This window comes from Sphingomonas sp. Leaf25, from assembly GCF_001421635.1.
Lineage (GTDB): Bacteria > Pseudomonadota > Alphaproteobacteria > Sphingomonadales > Sphingomonadaceae > Sphingomonas.
Genome location: NZ_LMKU01000006.1, coordinates 15,763 through 31,153, shown reverse-complemented (window position 1 = coordinate 31,153; position 15,391 = coordinate 15,763). Strand labels below are relative to the sequence as shown.

General features: G+C 67.4%; 19 protein-coding genes. 14 read left to right on the top strand and 5 right to left on the bottom strand.

The annotated features are described in order from the left end of the window. The first annotated feature begins 148 nt into the window (after positions 1-148). Both queC and queE read left to right on the top strand, forming a co-directional pair. On the top strand, positions 149-847 hold the full coding sequence (gene queC, locus ASE78_RS02945; RefSeq protein ID WP_056493012.1) for a 7-cyano-7-deazaguanine synthase QueC: 699 nt from the start codon (positions 149-151) through the stop codon (positions 845-847). Continuing rightward, positions 844-1,479: a 7-carboxy-7-deazaguanine synthase gene (queE, locus tag ASE78_RS02940; RefSeq protein ID WP_056493008.1), complete on the top strand. Its 636-nt coding sequence runs from the start codon at positions 844-846 to the stop codon at positions 1,477-1,479. Before queC ends, queE begins: the two co-directional genes overlap by 4 nt. 3 nt (positions 1,480-1,482) lie before the next feature. Here queE and ASE78_RS02935 read toward each other — a convergent pair whose 3' ends face one another. Further along, complete coding sequence (locus ASE78_RS02935; RefSeq protein ID WP_056493006.1) at positions 1,483-3,009, bottom strand: sensor histidine kinase; 1,527 nt, start codon at positions 3,007-3,009, stop codon at positions 1,483-1,485. A 71-nt stretch (positions 3,010-3,080) separates the two neighbouring features. Then, positions 3,081-3,263 (bottom strand): NepR family anti-sigma factor, encoded by a 183-nt coding sequence (locus ASE78_RS19340; protein ID WP_055755389.1) that lies wholly within the window; start codon positions 3,261-3,263, stop codon positions 3,081-3,083. Between the two features lie 249 nt (positions 3,264-3,512). Here ASE78_RS19340 and ASE78_RS02925 point away from each other — a divergent pair, with 249 nt between their 5' ends. The 3 genes from ASE78_RS02925 to ASE78_RS02915 all read left to right on the top strand — a co-directional run bounded on the left by ASE78_RS02925 (position 3,513) and on the right by ASE78_RS02915 (position 5,225). Continuing rightward, a complete protein-coding gene (locus ASE78_RS02925) occupies positions 3,513-4,316 on the top strand; it encodes a response regulator (RefSeq protein ID WP_055755390.1) in 804 nt (267 codons plus the stop codon). A 41-nt stretch (positions 4,317-4,357) separates the two neighbouring features. Next, positions 4,358-4,495, top strand: coding sequence for a hypothetical protein (locus ASE78_RS19045; RefSeq protein WP_055755391.1), 138 nt, complete (start codon positions 4,358-4,360; stop codon positions 4,493-4,495). A gap of 94 nt (positions 4,496-4,589) precedes the next feature. Further along, positions 4,590-5,225 carry a sigma-70 family RNA polymerase sigma factor gene (locus ASE78_RS02915; RefSeq protein ID WP_055755392.1) on the top strand — a complete coding sequence of 212 codons (636 nt, stop codon included), beginning with the start codon at positions 4,590-4,592 and terminating at the stop codon, positions 5,223-5,225. A 51-nt stretch (positions 5,226-5,276) separates the two neighbouring features. Here the strand turns inward: ASE78_RS02915 and ASE78_RS18510 are convergent, their stop codons facing one another. Beyond that, positions 5,277-5,525: a hypothetical protein gene (locus ASE78_RS18510; protein ID WP_156351261.1), complete on the bottom strand. Its 249-nt coding sequence runs from the start codon at positions 5,523-5,525 to the stop codon at positions 5,277-5,279. Positions 5,526-5,557: 32 nt separating this feature from the next. On the opposite strand from ASE78_RS18510, the gene ASE78_RS02910 reads away from it, so the two are divergent. The 9 genes from ASE78_RS02910 to ASE78_RS02870 all read left to right on the top strand — a co-directional run bounded on the left by ASE78_RS02910 (position 5,558) and on the right by ASE78_RS02870 (position 13,393). After that, positions 5,558-8,233 (top strand): bifunctional [glutamine synthetase] adenylyltransferase/[glutamine synthetase]-adenylyl-L-tyrosine phosphorylase, encoded by a 2,676-nt coding sequence (locus tag ASE78_RS02910; protein WP_056493389.1) that lies wholly within the window; start codon positions 5,558-5,560, stop codon positions 8,231-8,233. Further along, entirely contained in the window at positions 8,230-8,691 is a 462-nt protein-coding gene (locus tag ASE78_RS02905) for a peroxiredoxin (protein WP_056493003.1), read from the top strand. The genes ASE78_RS02910 and ASE78_RS02905 overlap by 4 nt, the downstream gene beginning before the upstream one ends. 252 nt (positions 8,692-8,943) lie before the next feature. After that, positions 8,944-10,134 (top strand): M23 family metallopeptidase, encoded by a 1,191-nt coding sequence (locus ASE78_RS02900; RefSeq protein WP_056492999.1) that lies wholly within the window; start codon positions 8,944-8,946, stop codon positions 10,132-10,134. A gap of 262 nt (positions 10,135-10,396) precedes the next feature. Further along, positions 10,397-10,732 carry a HesB/IscA family protein gene (locus ASE78_RS02895; protein ID WP_055755395.1) on the top strand — a complete coding sequence of 112 codons (336 nt, stop codon included), beginning with the start codon at positions 10,397-10,399 and terminating at the stop codon, positions 10,730-10,732. Position 10,733: 1 nt separating this feature from the next. Continuing rightward, positions 10,734-11,504, top strand: coding sequence for an exodeoxyribonuclease III (gene xth / locus ASE78_RS02890; protein WP_056492996.1), 771 nt, complete (start codon positions 10,734-10,736; stop codon positions 11,502-11,504). Further along, positions 11,501-12,238 carry a transporter gene (locus ASE78_RS02885; RefSeq protein ID WP_162236456.1) on the top strand — a complete coding sequence of 246 codons (738 nt, stop codon included), beginning with the start codon at positions 11,501-11,503 and terminating at the stop codon, positions 12,236-12,238. Before xth ends, ASE78_RS02885 begins: the two co-directional genes overlap by 4 nt. A gap of 300 nt (positions 12,239-12,538) precedes the next feature. Beyond that, positions 12,539-12,820, top strand: a complete 282-nt coding sequence (locus ASE78_RS02880) for a hypothetical protein (RefSeq protein WP_056492990.1) — start codon at positions 12,539-12,541, stop codon at positions 12,818-12,820. Positions 12,821-12,841: 21 nt separating this feature from the next. After that, positions 12,842-13,084 (top strand): hypothetical protein, encoded by a 243-nt coding sequence (locus ASE78_RS02875; protein WP_055755399.1) that lies wholly within the window; start codon positions 12,842-12,844, stop codon positions 13,082-13,084. Positions 13,085-13,150: 66 nt separating this feature from the next. Then, positions 13,151-13,393 (top strand): hypothetical protein, encoded by a 243-nt coding sequence (locus ASE78_RS02870; RefSeq protein ID WP_056492988.1) that lies wholly within the window; start codon positions 13,151-13,153, stop codon positions 13,391-13,393. A 6-nt stretch (positions 13,394-13,399) separates the two neighbouring features. On the opposite strand, the gene ASE78_RS02865 is transcribed toward ASE78_RS02870, so the two are convergent. Continuing rightward, positions 13,400-14,548, bottom strand: coding sequence for a hypothetical protein (locus tag ASE78_RS02865; protein ID WP_056492985.1), 1,149 nt, complete (start codon positions 14,546-14,548; stop codon positions 13,400-13,402). Positions 14,549-14,616: 68 nt separating this feature from the next. Continuing rightward, the gene (locus tag ASE78_RS02860; RefSeq protein ID WP_082466970.1) at positions 14,617-15,375 is read right to left on the bottom strand and encodes a sterol desaturase family protein; all 759 of its coding nucleotides are present in this window, start codon (positions 15,373-15,375) and stop codon (positions 14,617-14,619) included. Positions 15,376-15,391: the final 16 nt, after the last annotated feature.

Genomic DNA, 15,391 nt, shown 5'->3' with positions numbered 1-15,391 from the left:
GTTTAGCTTAATTATTGCCATATCCGTCCGGTATCCCCATGGATGCGCATGTTTCCCTAAGACATGAAACCTCATCCGGGCCGCTTTGCAGCGGCCCGTTCTTTGGGAGCGGTTGCGCCTTTGCCCCGCCCGGCCTAGCTGGCCCGTCATGACTGAAGCACCCCTAAGCGTCGTCCTCGTCTCGGGCGGCCTCGACTCGATGGTTTCGGCGGCACTCGCGCGCGAGGCGGGGCATCGCCTGCTCGCGCTGTCGATCGACTATAACCAGCGCCACCATATCGAACTGGCCGCCGCGCGGCGGATTTCGCACATGCTGGGGGCGGAGCGGCATATCGTCCTGCCGCTCGACCTGCGGGCATTCGGCGGATCGGCGCTGACCGACGATGCGCTGGCGGTGCCCAAGGAGGGTATCGGCGCTAATATTCCGATCACTTATGTCCCCGCGCGCAACACGATCTTCCTCAGCCTCGCGCTCGGCTGGGCCGAGGCGGCGGGCGCGCGCGACCTGTGGATCGGGGTCAACGCACTCGATTATTCGGGCTATCCCGACTGCCGCCCCGAATTCATCGCCGGGTTCGAGACGCTGGCCGAACTCGCCACCCGCGCGGGGACCGAGGGCGATCGCTTCCGCATCCACGCCCCGCTCCAGCACATGACCAAGGCGCAGATCGCCGCCGAAGCCGCGCGGCTGGGGATCGACGCGGGGCTGAGCTGGTCGTGCTATGATCCGGTCGGCGCGCGCCATTGCGGTCGCTGCGACAGTTGCCGCCTGCGCGCGAAGGGCTTCGCCGAGGCCGGCCTGCCCGATCCGACCGACTATGCGCAGACGCCGCTCGAGGCGGCATGACCTATTCGGTGAAGGAAATGTTCCTCACCCTGCAGGGGGAGGGGGTCCACGCCGGCCGACGCGCGGTGTTCGTCCGTTTCGCCGGGTGCAACCTGTGGACCGGGCGCGAGGTCGATCGGGCACGGGCGATCTGCCGCTTCTGCGACACCGATTTCGTCGGGACCGATGGCGTGGGCGGCGGCAAGTTCGTCGACGCCAATGCACTGGCGCAGGCGGTGATCGGTCATTGGGACGGCGATGCCGCGCGCCGCTTCGTCGTGCTGACCGGTGGCGAGCCGATGTTGCAGGTCGACGATGCGCTGGTCGACGCGCTGCACGCCGCCGGCTTCACCATCGCGATCGAAAGCAACGGCACGATCGCGGTGCATCCCGGCATCGACTGGGTCTGCATCAGCCCCAAGGCCGGCAGCGACGTCGTCCAGCGGCACGGCGACGAACTGAAACTGGTCTGGCCGCAGGCGGGGATCGATCCGGTCGCGCTGGAAGACTGGGACTTCGCCAACCATCTGATCCAGCCGATGGACGCGGCGGGGCAGGAAGCCGCCAACCGCAAGGCGGCAGTAGCGCTGGCGATGGCGCGCCCGCGCTGGCGGCTATCGCTTCAGACGCACAAGCTGCTCGGCCTGCGGTAAACGTCAGCCCGGCTTGGCCGCAATCGTGATCTCATAGGCACCGGTCAGCGGATCATGGTGCAGCGGCGCGCGCAACTGCCGTGACAGGCCGAGGATGATCCGCCCGTAGCGCTGCTTGACCAGCGTTTCGAGCGCATCGCTCTCGACCAGCGCGGGGGATACCGCGCGCAGCAGCGCGGTGTCGCTGTCCGCCACCTGCCGCACCGACACGCCGATCGGCGCCTGCGGATTGACCGATCCGGCAAGCTCGATCAATTCGGTCAGCAGGAACGAGACGGCGACCGCTACGTCCTGCGTCACCAGCACCGGTTCGACGTTGAGGGTGATGCCGATGCTCCGTGATCCGTCGGGCGCGGTGGCGCGGATGTTCGACGCCAGTTCGCCGACCACTGCTTTCAGTTCCAGCCCGCGATTTTCCTCCATCTCGGCATAATGATGGCGATGCACCGCCGCCAGCGCGTCGACCCGGCGCTGGATCGTCGCATAGGCGTCCGACGCCGCTTCGCCATGCGCGCTGCGGGCATGGAAGTTGATGAGGCTGGCGATGACCTGCAGGTTGTTCTTGACGCGGTGATGCACCTCGCGCGTCAGCTTGGTCTGGCGCACCAGCCCGTCGGCCATCGATTGTTCGTGCCGTTCGACCGTGCGGGTGAGTTCGAGAAACGTCTCGCCCAGATCGGCGATTTCCTGCGCGGGAATGCTGCCCAGATCGACCGGGGCGAGCGGCTCGCCGGGGCGATAGCGGCCGACGTCGTCGCGGAACCGGCGCAACGGCCGGATCAGCATCCGGTCGACGACCAGCCAGCCGATGCCGGTGGCGGCAATCCACATCACCAGCGGCAGCAGCATCGCGACGATCGCCGAGGAGGTGATCGGTGCCTTGCGCACCACCATTGCCAGTTCGAGATCGTCGAGCCCCAGCGGAATATCGATCCGTTCGAGCCGCTGGAACCCGGATTCGACCGGCATCGTCTCCAGCGGCAGCGCGCCATCGCCATCGCCGTCCTGCCGGAGCAGCGCCGAGAAGGGCGCGGCATAGCCGCTGGGCTGCGCCAGATCGCGCAGCATCGCGGCCGGGAAGAAGGCGACGGCACGCGACCGGCCGCCCGGTCCCGCAATATCGACCAGCAACCCCTTGTCGCCCAACTGGGCGCGCAGCCCGTTGGCGTCGGGCTTGCCGCGCTGCGGTGTCGGAATGTCGGTGCCGCAGACCAGCCGCCCGTCGAGGCCCCGGATCGCGAACCGCGCGCCGCTGGTCGATTGCTGGGCGAACACCCCTTCGACGCGCGCGCAGCCCGGCGTGTTGGCCGGATCGAGCGCCAGCGCATTGGTCGCGACGCGCAGCGCGGTCATGTCGCCGACCAGTTCGATCGCGATCGCCCGCGACGCCTCGGTCGCGGCGACGCGCAGGCGCGCGCGCGTGTCGAGATCGGCGGTCCGCGCGGTCTGGAACGTGGCATATAGCGCGATCAGTGCCAGCGGCAGCAACGCACCACTGAGGATCAGCACCAGCTTCGCGCCCGTCGCCATGCGGCGAAGGGCGACGGCCGGGCTGGCGCGATGTCGGCGAACGGAGGGGGAGGTCGTCACGCGGACGACGGCTATTTCAGCTTGCTGAGCAGGTCCAGCATCTCATCGGGTACAGATTCCCCGATCGCGTCCTGATAGACCGCACGCAACGCATTCCCCAAAACGGAAGAGTCTTTCCGGTCGGTCTTGTCGGCCTGCGACGCGACCGTCGATGTCGCGCTGGGCTGCTTCGCCGCCTTTTCACCATCCTGCACGAATGTAAGCCTTCCCCCGGTGCCCGGCCCGATGCCGGCTAAAACCAAACCCGCTCCCCGCAGAGGTCAAGACAGGCTTGGACAAGCTGGTCGGGCGCCCATGGAAACAAAAGACGTGCTCGATGGTTCCATGGGTCGATGCGTTTCGGGGGAGGCGTCCTTCCCGGTCCCGTATCGATCTGTTTTTGCACGCTCGCCATTTGCCCGATACGTCGGACCGGTGGTGGGACGAAGGAGAATTGACTGACCATGTCGCTCGGACAGCAGCTTGCGCCGCACCTCCCTTTCCTGCGGCGCTACGGCCGTGCGCTCACCGGTAGCCAGAGCGAGGGCGATCAATATGTCCGCGCGACGCTGGAGGCGATCGTCGCCGCACCGGAAGAGTTCCCGCGCGACGTCGATCCCCGGCTGGGCCTGTATCGCACCTTCCAGGCGATCTGGGGCTCGTCGCAGCCCGAGGCGTTCGGCGACGGCAGCCTTGGCGGATCGGACAATGAAGTGATCGCGCAGGCGCGCCTGTCGCGCATCGCGCCGCTGTCGCGCCAGGCGCTGTTGCTGACCGCGATGGAAGGCTTCACCAACGAAGATACCGCCTATCTGATCGATTCGACCCATGACGAGGTCGAGGAACTGGTCGCCGAGGCGCTGCGCGAGATCGAGCAGCAGACCCGCTCGCGGGTGATGATTATCGAGGACGAGCCGCTGATCGCGATGGACCTCGAACAGATCGTCCGTGATCTCGGCCATGAAGTCACCGGCGTCGCCGTGACGCGCGACGAGGCGGTCGCACTGGCGATGCAGGACCGGCCCGGCCTCGTCCTCGCCGACATCCAGCTCGCCGACGACAGCTCGGGTATCGACGCGGTGAAGGACATCCTGTCCGAATTCAATGTGCCGGTGATCTTCATCACCGCCTTCCCGGAACGGCTGTTGACCGGCGAGCGTCCCGAGCCGACGTTCCTCATCACCAAGCCGTTCCAGCGTTCGACCGTTAAGGCGGCGATCAGCCAGGCGCTGTTCTTCGACGAAGCGACGGTGCCCGGTCAGGCATAACGATTACGGACCCAAAACGAAACTCGGGGGTTGGAGCAGGCATGGCAAACGACAATGAACGCATCCATGTCAGCAAGACCGACGCCCGCGCCGGGTCGACCCCCGGCGTCACGCGCTATGTGCTGGCGGTATCGCTGACCGCGGTGATTATCGTCATGGCCTATATCCTGCTGTCCTGACCGGACCGATGTCCCGGCCGCCGCTTTCAATCGGCGGCGGCCGACCCTATGTTCGGGTCGGGCCGTTGGCCGACCGCGTATCGAACGGATAAGAATGACCGAACCCGATAGTGCCGAGAACGCGGATGTCGAGGTGCATGAGCACGTCGCCCTCTCCGACCCGGAATTCAAGAAACAACTGGCACAGGTGATCCCGCATCTGCGCGCCTTTGGCCGGTCGCTGTCGGGCAGCCGCGATCTGGCCGACGATCTGGTGCAGGAAACGTTGCTGAAGGCATGGGCCGCGCGCCAGCGGTTTCAGGCCGGCACCAACATGCGTGCGTGGACCTTCATCATCCTGCGCAACCTGTATCTGTCGCAGATGCGCCGCGCCCGCTTCAAGGGCGAGTGGGACGATCTGGTCGCCGACCGGATTCTCGCCGCGCCCGCCAGCCAGGATCGCCATGTCGAACTGGCCGACATGCAGCGCGCCCTGCTCCACCTGCCGCAACCGCAGCGCGAAGCGCTGATCCTCGTCGGCGCAGGCGGCTTCGCCTATGAAGAGGCAGCGGAAATCTGCAACGTGGCGGTCGGCACGATCAAGAGCCGCGTGGCCCGTGGCCGCGTCGCGCTGGAAGCGTTGATGACCGAGGGTCAGTTGCCGTCGCGCGCATCGCAGCCGGACAATGGCGGACAGACCGTGCTCGACACGATCATGGGCGAGGTCGACGATCTGAGCAGGGATCGCTGATCCTGGCGAGCGATCGTGTCAGGCCGTAGGGCAAAACCGACGCCATGATGTTCAGTGGTGCGCGGTGCGACCCAGCCGCCGCAGACATTCCTGCCATTCCTCGGGCAAATCCCCTACCGGATCGAAACTGCGCCGCAGCGCATGGCCGATCCCGTCGGCGCGTGTCGGCCCACGGACGATCTGGTCCGCAATCGCGGATTTGTGCAGGGATGGATCGTTCGGTGCCATAACGGTTTCAACGTCCGCTGTTGCGAATCGTTGCTTGCCGGATCGCAAGACGAAATCATGGTGCCGTGCCATAGCGGGTCCCGGTGGCGCAGGAGACGGCGACGATGCACTTCCCCGCTGAACTGATTGACCGGGTCCGGGCCGGATCGTCGTTCCTTTCAACGCTGCTCGACCGCGAGGCCGCCTTTCTCGACGGGCTTGCCGGATTCGATGTCGATCCGCTGGCGGCGGTCGCGGTCGACGACCCCGCGATGGCGATCGGCCAGCGGCTGCGGATCGAGCGGCGGCGGCTGGCGTTGCTGGTCGCGCTGGGCGATCTTGCCGGGGTCTATGATCTTGCCGCCGTCACCCATGCGCTGAGCGATTTCGCCGACCATGCGCTGACCCGCGCGATCCATGCCGCGATCGAGGAGCGCACGCCGGGCGCCGCGCCGACCGGCTTTGCCGCGATCGCGCTTGGCAAGCAGGGCAGCCGCGAACTCAACTATTCCTCCGACATCGATCCGATCCTGCTCTACGATCCGGCGACGTTGCCCCGGCGCGAGCGCGACGACCCGGCCGAGGCGGCGGTGCGCATCGCCAGGCGCGCGACCGAACTGCTCCAGACGCGCGATGGCGATGGCTATGTCCTGCGCGTCGACCTGCGCCTGCGACCCTCGCCCGAAGCGACGCCGATCGCGCTGCCGGTCGATGCCGCCGTCTCCTATTATGAATCCGCCGCGCTGCCATGGGAGCGCGCCGCGTTCATCCGCGCGCGGGCGGCGGCAGGCGACATCGCCCTTGGCCGTCGCTTTCTGGAGGCGATCCGTCCGTTCGTATGGCGGCGCGCGCTCGATTACGGCGCGATCGGCGAGATTCGCGACATCACCCGCCGCATCCGCGACCATTATGCGCAGGGGCAGGCGTTCGGCCCCGGCTATGACCTGAAGCGCGGCCGCGGCGGCATCCGCGAGACGGAGTTCTTCGCGCAGGTCCACCAACTGGTCCACGGCGGGCGCGACCCGGCGCTGCGCGCGCCTGCGACGCTCGACGCGCTGGCGGCGCTGGCGCAGGCGGGCCGGATCGCACCCGACGAGGCGGTGACGATGGCGCAGGGCTACACGCTGTTCCGCACGATCGAACACCGCCTGCAAATGGTCGACGATCGCCAGACGCACAGCCTGCCCGCGCAAGGCCCGGCACTCGACAATGTCGCCCGGCTCCACGGTCTGGCGGATGGCGCGGCGCTGCTCGACCTGCTGCGGCCGCACGTCACAGCGGTCGCGTCGGTCTATGACCGGCTCGACGGGGCGGGCGGCACGACTCTTCCGGCCGAGCCTGCCTCGCTCGCCCGGCGGCTGGCGGCGGCGGGGTTCGCCGATGGCGAGGCGGCGGCGCGGCGGATTGGCGACTGGCGCGGCGGGGCCTATCCCGCACTGCGCAGCCCCGCCGCGCGCGCCGCGCTGGAGGACAGCCTGCCGCAACTGGTCGATGGCCTCGCCACCGCCGCCGATCCGCATGCCGCGCTGCTCCGGCTCGACGCGATGCTGGCGCGGTTGCCCAGCGCCATCAACCTGTTCCGCCTGCTCGAAGCGCAACCGGCGCTCGCGCGGCTGCTCAGCACCATCCTGTGCCACGCCCCGACGCTGGCCGATGCGCTGGCCAGGCGGGCAACCTTGCTCGATGCGCTGATCGACGCCCGCGCGCTCGACCCCGTCGGCAGCGTCGCCGAACTGGTGGCGATGATGCAGGCCCGCGCGGGCGAGGGCTATGAACGCCTGCTCGACCATGTCCGTGACGTGGTGAACGAACAGCGCTTCATGCTGGGCGTGCAGGTGGTGGCGGGCACCGGCGATCCGCTGGCGGTGGCGGGCGGCTATGCCCGCGTCGCGCAGGCGGCGGTGGAGGTGCTGACGCAGGCGACCGTGGCCGACTTCACCCGCCGCCACGGGCGCGTTCCCGACAGCGAACTGGTGGTGCTGGCGCTCGGCCGGCTGGGCGGCGGCGCGCTGACCCATGCCTCCGACCTCGACCTCGTCTATTGCTTCACCGGCGATTTCTCCGCCGAATCGGATGGAGCCAAGCCGCTCGGCGCGGTCCTCTATTACAACCGCCTCGCCCAGCGGCTGACCGCCGCGCTGTCGGTCCAGACCGCCGCCGGTCCGCTGTATGAGGTCGACACCCGCCTGCGTCCCTCGGGCGCGCAGGGGCCGCTGGTCGTCTCGCTCGCCGGCTTCGAACGCTATCAGCGCGAGGATGCGTGGACATGGGAGCATATGGCGCTCGCCCGCGCCCGGCCGATCGCCGGATCGGCGGCGGCGCGGGGGCAGGCGGCGGCGATCATCGACCGGGTGCTGCGCGGCGACCGTCCGCTTCGCGACGTGACCGCCGAAGCGGCGGCGATGCGCGAGGAGATGGCCCGCCACAAGCCGCCCGCCGGCCCGCTCGATGCGAAGCTGGGGGAGGGGGGGCTCGTCGACCTCGAATTCACAGTCCACGTCCTGCAACTGCGCCACCACATCGGCCTCACCCCCGATCTGGGCGCGGCGATCGACGCGCTGGTCGCCGCCGGGCTGCTACCGCGCACGATGCGGCAGGCGCATGATTTCCTCACCCGGCTGATCGTCGCGATGCGCCTCGTCGCGCCCGACGCGCAGCCGCCCGCACCCGCCACCCGCCCGATCCTCGCGGCGGCGCTGGGCGAACCCGACTGGGCGGCAAGCCTTGCCACGCTCGACGCCACACGGCAGGCGGTGTCCGTCGCATGGGCCGCGGTACGACAGGGGAGCGACGGACAATGAACATCGGTGACATGGCACCTTCGGTCCGCCTGACCGGCAGCGACGGCACGCCCTTTGCCCTCCACGACCGGATCGGTAGCGGTCTCATCGTCTATTTCTATCCCAAGGCGGACACGACCGGTTGCACCCGCGAAGCACAGGATTTTTCCGTGGCTGAGGGCGAGTTCGCCGCCGCCGGTTTCACGATCCTCGGCGTCTCGCGCGATACCCCGGCCAAGCTTGCGCGCTTCGCCGCCAAACATGATCTCACCGTCCCGCTGGCGTCGGACGAGGACGGATCGGTTTGCGAAGCCTTTGGCACATGGGGCGAAAAGCAGATGTACGGTCGCACCTATATGGGTATCGAACGCGCGACCTTCGCGGTCGCCGCCGATGGTCGCCTCACCCATGTCTGGCGCAAGGTAAAGGTCCCCGGTCACGCCGCCGCCGTGCTAGCTGCGGTGCGCCACGCGGGTTGATCCGAATCGATTGCGATACCGCTACCAACCGCGCGGTGCTGCGGATGACCCACCCACGCATCGCATCGTTAACGCTTCGCCGCGCGATGGCGGCGGTTGGCCGCGCGCGAACCCCTTGCCCCGTTGCATAAAGGGCACAGAGTCGGTCATTCCCTCGTTCCGTCGAGGCGCGGAGGGGCTGCTGTCGAGACAAGGGTTCACCGAACGTGTCGGGCTACCGGCACGATCGCAACGCTGGGTCGCGAAACCATAATGCCGAATACGTCTGTATCGAACACGAACACCGCGATCGTCAGCCGGTTCCGTGATTTCTTCCGTACCCGCGACTTTCTGTTGCACGACGGTCGCCGCCTGCGCCGCCTGTCGATCCCCGGCCGGGCACAGGCACTCGCCGCCGGTTTCGCCGCCATCACCGTCGCCTTCTCGGGCTATGGCATGGGCCATGCCGCGCTCGGTACCGCCGCCGCCGCCGGGCTGGTCGATGGCCCCAGCGCCGAAACCCGCGTCGCCGCAATGCAGCAGCAGGTGAAGGCCATGCGCGCCGACGTCGTCCGCCTGCGCGCCGATGCCCGCGCACACGCCGCCCGGATCGATCGCCGCCAGCAGGCGCTCGCTGCCGTGCTGACCGGATCGGACAACGCCGACCAGCTCGTCCTCGCCGCGCTTGCCCAGCCGTCGGTCGATGCCGCGCCGATCGTCACCCGCCCGTTCGATCGCGTCGCCCGCCGGCAGGCGACGATGGCGGCACAGGCGAAGGCGATGGCCGACGCCCGCTATGCCGACACCGCGCGCTCGATGAAGCGCCTCGGCCTCAATCCGCGTCGCGTCGCCCCGGCGATGGGCGGCCCCTATGAACCCGTCGATGCCGCGACGGCCGCTGCGGCCACCGCCAATGCGCCGACCGCCGATGCCGCCGCCGACGCCCAGTTCCGCGCGCTGTTCCTGAGCTGGAAGAAGCTCGACGGCATCGAACAGGCGGCGATCTCGATCCCCTCGTTCCAGCCGGTGGCGCATATGGCGTTCACCAGCAACTTCGGCGTCCGCTCCGACCCGTTCCGTGGCACCGCCGCGATGCACGCCGGGGTCGACATCCCCGGCCCGATCGGCACCCCGGTCTATGCCACCGCCGACGGCATCGTCGCCCGCGCCGAACGCGCCGGCGGCTATGGCAACCTCATCGAAGTGAACCACGGCAAGGGCATTGCCACCCGCTACGGCCATCTCTCGAAGATTCTCGTGTCCGACCATGTCCGGGTGAAGCGCGGCCAGTTGATTGGCCTGATGGGTTCGACCGGCCGCTCGACCGGCAGCCACCTCCATTACGAAGTCCGCATTGACGGCTCGGCGGTGAACCCCGCCCCCTATCTGCAGGCCGGCGAACTGGCGATGGCCGCCGACCGCGCCCAGCGTCAACGGCTGGGGATGGGCGGCCCGGCGAACTGATACCGGCCGATGTCGTTCTTCCCGCCAAGGCGGGATTACAGCCTGCCCGCGTCGCTCCCTGCTGTCCGATAAGCCGTCATCCCCGCGCAGGCGGGGATCCATATACGCCGACGGTTCGGCTCCATTACGAAACATGGCGTCTATGGATTCCCGCCTTCGCGGGAATGACGCTGTCGATGTGGCGGACTTTCGAACGGGCCAAGCTCGCCACCTGTCGCAACCTATAGTTGCCCCCAGCCGTCCCGGCGCTTATCTCCCTCCCATGGACGCCATCCCCGAAGTCACCCTGTCGCCCGCCGCCGCCGCGCGCGTGGCGGCGATCGCCGCCAAGCAGGCGAAGCCCGCGATCCTGCGCCTCTCGGTCGAGGGGGGCGGCTGTTCGGGATTCCAGTACCGTTTCGGCCTCGCCGACGCCCCCGATGGCGATGACCTGATCGCCGAAACCGATGGCGTGCGGCTGGTGGTCGATCCGGTCAGCATCGATCTGGTGCGCGGTGCCGAGGTCGATTTCGTCGAATCGCTCGGCGGCGCGGCGTTCCGCGTCACCAATCCGCAAGCGGCCTCGGGCTGCGGCTGCGGCACCAGCTTCGCCGTCTGACGTGAAGATCGTCACCTACAACGTCAATGGCATCAAGGCGCGACTGCCCCGGCTGATCGAATATCTGACCGAGGAGGCGCCCGATATTGTGTGTCTTCAGGAACTGAAGTCGAGCGACGAAACCTTCCCGCAAGCCGAAATCCGCGACGCCGGCTATGGCGCGCTGTGGCATGGGCAAAAGGGCTTCAACGGCGTCGCGGTGCTGGCGAAGGGTGTCGATCCGGTCGAGCGCCAGCGCGGCCTCGCCGGTGAGGATGACGACGCGCACAGCCGCTATCTCGAAGCGGAGATGAACGGTCTGGTCGTCGCCTCGATCTACCTGCCCAACGGCAATCCGCAGCCTAGCCCCAAGTTCGACTACAAACTCCGCTGGATCGATCGCCTGCGCGCCCGCGCCGCCGATCTGTTGGCGCAGGAGCATCCGGTCGTGCTGGCGGGCGACTATAACGTCATCCCCAACGACGACGACGTGTTCTCGGTCCGGGCGATGGCGAGCGACGCGCTGATGCAGCCCGAATCGCGTGCCGGCTACCGCGCCTTGTTGGCGCAGGGCTGGACCGATGCGCTGCGTACCCGCTTTCCCAAGGGCGGGGTGTGGACCTTCTGGGACTATCAGGCGGGATCGTGGCAACGCGACGCCGGCTTCCGCATCGATCATCTGCTGCTCAGCCCGACCGCTGCCGACCGGCTGGTCGATGCTGGCGTCGACAAGGCGCATCGCGGCCGGGAACGCGCCAGCGACCACGCGCCGACGTGGGTCCGCCTGCGGTGATCCGCTTGCCCGCGGTGGCGCTGGCCGCGCTGCTGCTGCCCGGCGTGGCGCAGGCGCGCGACTATTGCTCGACCCGGCCGAGCCTCGGCCAGTCGGCGTGCGTGCTCGATCCCGGCCGGGTCGCGATCGAAACCGCGCTGTCGGACTGGGAGCGCGACGACGACAGCGACACCGTGTTGTTCGGCGACAGCCTGTTGCGGATCGGCCTGACCGACCGGGTCGAGGCGCAGATCGGCTGGACCCCGCTGGGCATCGCGCGCGACCGTGATGATGGCCGTCGCACGGCGCGCAGCGGCGACGTGACGCTCGGGGGCCGGATCAATCTCCACCATCCCGACGGCAGCGGCCTGTCCTATGGCCTGCAACCCTCGCTGACGATACCGATCGGTCGCGCGCCGATCGGCGATGGCCAATGGAGCGCGGCGCTCATCGCCCCGATCACCTATGATCTGGGCAAGACGTTCAACGTGCAATTCTCGCCACAGGTCGCCGTGACCAACGGTGAGGTCGATCCGGGGGCGGTGCTCGGCCTCGACATCGCGCTGGCCAAGAAGCTGACGACGACGGCGGAACTGCAATGGCAGCGCGCCGACCGTAGCGGGCAGGCGAGTGCCGCGCTGTCGGTGGCATGGCAATTGTCCGACGACCTGTTCCTCGATGCCGGCGGCGTGGTCGGCCTCAATGCCGCCGCGCCGTCGCTGCGCTGCTACAGCGGTATCTCGCGCCGATTCTGATCTCGGCGGCACTGTCCTACACTCGCGCGCCGCGCCATATCGTCATGGTTGACGGGGCGGGGCACTATTGCGAACGCTACGCAACAAAACGCGGGCAAGTGTAAACTTTGTAAACTTTGGCGGCCGTATGGCTATCCCAACCAATGGCGTAATTCGCCGCGAATTGGTTGCATTTCCCACAGCTACAATTGTAGTCATTGCGTAAGTCATTGATTTATAATGGATCGTAAAACTGGCACGGCGGGTGCAATGCTATGAGCAAGCCCGGTGAAACACCGGACTGCACAGGGAGACAGCATCATGACCACCATCCGCCTCGTCGCTTCGCTCGCCCTCGGTTTCGCCATCGCGACCCCCGCGATCGCCGCCGAACCCGATACCGTCGCGACCACGACGACCGCCGCCACCGCTGCCGGCACCACCACGACCGCCGCGTCGATCCTGCCCGCATCGAAGACCCGCTATTGCGTCCAGCTCGACCTGACCGGCACCCGGATCAACCGTGTCCGCTGTGAAACCCGCCGCAACTGGCAGGCGATGGGCGTCGATATTGACGCGATGCTCAAGACCAGCCGCCGCTGATCCCGAAAAAGGACCGATCCGATGGCCTTCTCGACCCTGATCGCGGCGCTGTTCCTCACCGCCGCCCCGTCCACCGCCGCGACGGTGACGGTAACCGCCCCGCTCACCGGCGCGATGCGCGACGGCACGCCGCTGTCCGCCGGGACGAAGATCTGTATCCGCAGCCCCCGTCCGGCATCGCACCTCCCGCTCGTCGAATGCCGGCGCTATGCCGACTGGCTGGCCGAAGGCGTCAACCCCACGAAGCTGCGCCGCATCCGCTGAACCCCGCCCGCCGGCACGGGAGCAAAGCCCGGCACCAACCAACCCCTTTATCGACGGAACCCTCCCATGCCGATCGCGACCCTGTTCGCGGCGCTGCTCCTTGCTGCGCCACAGGTGGCAACCCCTGCCGCCGCCACGCTTGCCACCACGACGATCCAGCTTGCCGACGGCACGCCGATCCGCCCGACGACCCGCGTCTGTTTCAAGAACGCGCGGACGGGGTCGATCACCCCGACCAAGCTGTGCCGCAGCTACGCCCGCTGGCTGCGCGACGGCATCGATCCCGCACTGGCGCAGCGCATCCGCTAAGCGCCGTCAAAGCTGGCGTTCGTACATCTGGTAAATGCGGTTGATGCGGCTGTCGATCGTCGTCGCGATCGCGTTCATGCCCTGATTGTCGTCGAGCACCCAGCCGATCTCGCCGCGCGACGCGCCGAACTTCGCCACCGCGTCGCGGCGGATATATTCGATCATCATGAAGGCAAGCTGGCTCGCCATGCGCGACGCCTGCAATTTCTTGACCACGCCCATCAACGGCACGCGCATCGTCCGCGCCTTGGGCGCGCGCAGCCACAGCAGCAGCTTGGCCCAGTTGAACGGCAACAGATTGCCCTTCATCGGTTTGAGCGGCTCGTTCATGTCGGGCAGGGTAATCATGAAGGCGACGGGTTCGCCGTCCAGCTCGGCGATACGGATCAGGTCGCCGAACACCAGCGGCTTGAGCTTCTTGCCGACGTCGTCGACCTCGGGCTGAGTCAGCGGCACGAAGCCCCAGTTGTCCGACCACGCATCGTTCAAAATCCGCAGGATGATCGCCGCCTCGTCGGCGAACTTCGACTTGTCGACCCGGCGGATATGGATACGCGGGTTCTTCTCGCCCGCCGCGACGATGCGCTGGACGATCGGCGGGAAGTCCTTGGTGATGTCCAGCTCATAGGTGACGAGCTGCTTGACGCCCTGATAGCCCGCCGCCTCGATCCACCCCTGATATTGCGGCAGATGATGCCCCATCAGCACGGTCGGGCTGTGGTCGTGTCCCTTGATGAGCAGTCCGGGTTCTTCCCAGATCGACAGGCTGCACGGCCCGATCGCCTTGGTCATGCCTTTGCCGCGCAGCCATTCCTCGGCCGTTGCGATCAGCGCCGCTGCGGTCTCGCCATCCTCCGCCTCGAACATGCCCCAAAAGCCGACGCCGGGGCCGAAGCCCTTGTCGGCGGGCATCGTCAGCGCCAGCGTGTCGAGATGCGCCGAAATCCGCCCGACTACCCGGCCGTCGCGCTCGGCGATATGAAGCTGCCCTTCGGCATGGCTGAACCAGCCGTTCTTTTTGGGGTCGATCGTCGCGGCAACTTCCGATTTCAGCGGCGGCACCCAGTGCGGATCATTGGCATACAGGCGATAGGGCAGGGCGATGAACGCCTTGCGATCGGCGGCGGACAGGACCGGACGGACGGTGATCGACATGGCTTCCCCCCAAACGACAACGGGGCGGCAATGCGCCGCCCCGTATCAAACATCAAATGACAAATCGGTCATCCGCGGTAGCGCGGGTGCCCCTTGGCAACGCCGCCAGACAGTTCGGCGACCTTCGGATATTTCTTCGCGACATCCTCGGTATAGCCGAGGTTGAAGACGGTCGGGCTCTTCTCCGGCCGTTCCGAACGCTCGTAATGGGTCCCGAAAATCTTGTCCCAGAAGAAGTTGGTGATGCCGAAATTGCCATGTTCGTCGTGGAAGTGATGCGCCATGTGCTTGCGCTTCCATGCGACCAGCAGCTTGTTCTTTGGCTTGTAGGCCAGATGCTGGATGCAGTGGCAGAATTCGTAGAAGCAGGTCGTCAGCAGGCCGGTCGCCAGCGCCGCCATCGCCCCGCCGAACCCGCCGATGGCATAGCCGATCGGCGCGGTCGCGATCGCGATCGCCGGCAGCGTGGTGTGGAGCGCACCGAACAGGACCTCCAGATGGTTGGGGTCCTGATGATGGTCGTAATGGATGCGTTTCCACGTTGCGGCGAGCGGCGCGAACTTGAACATCCAGTTGGAATGCAGCACCCAGCGGTGCAGCACATACCATACCAGCGGATAGGCGACGATCGCGATGCCGATCGACGCCAGCGTCGGCACCAGCGGCGCGGGCGACCAGATGAACAGGCCGACCGCGACGACCGACAGCGCCAGATAGGCGATGATCGCCGGATACTGGAAAAACGCGACGACCAACTCCTTGAAGGTCATCTTGTCGAGATGGTGCGACTTCTTCCAGAAGCCCTGCTTCTCGGTGATCGCGGTCATCGGCACAACTTCCTCA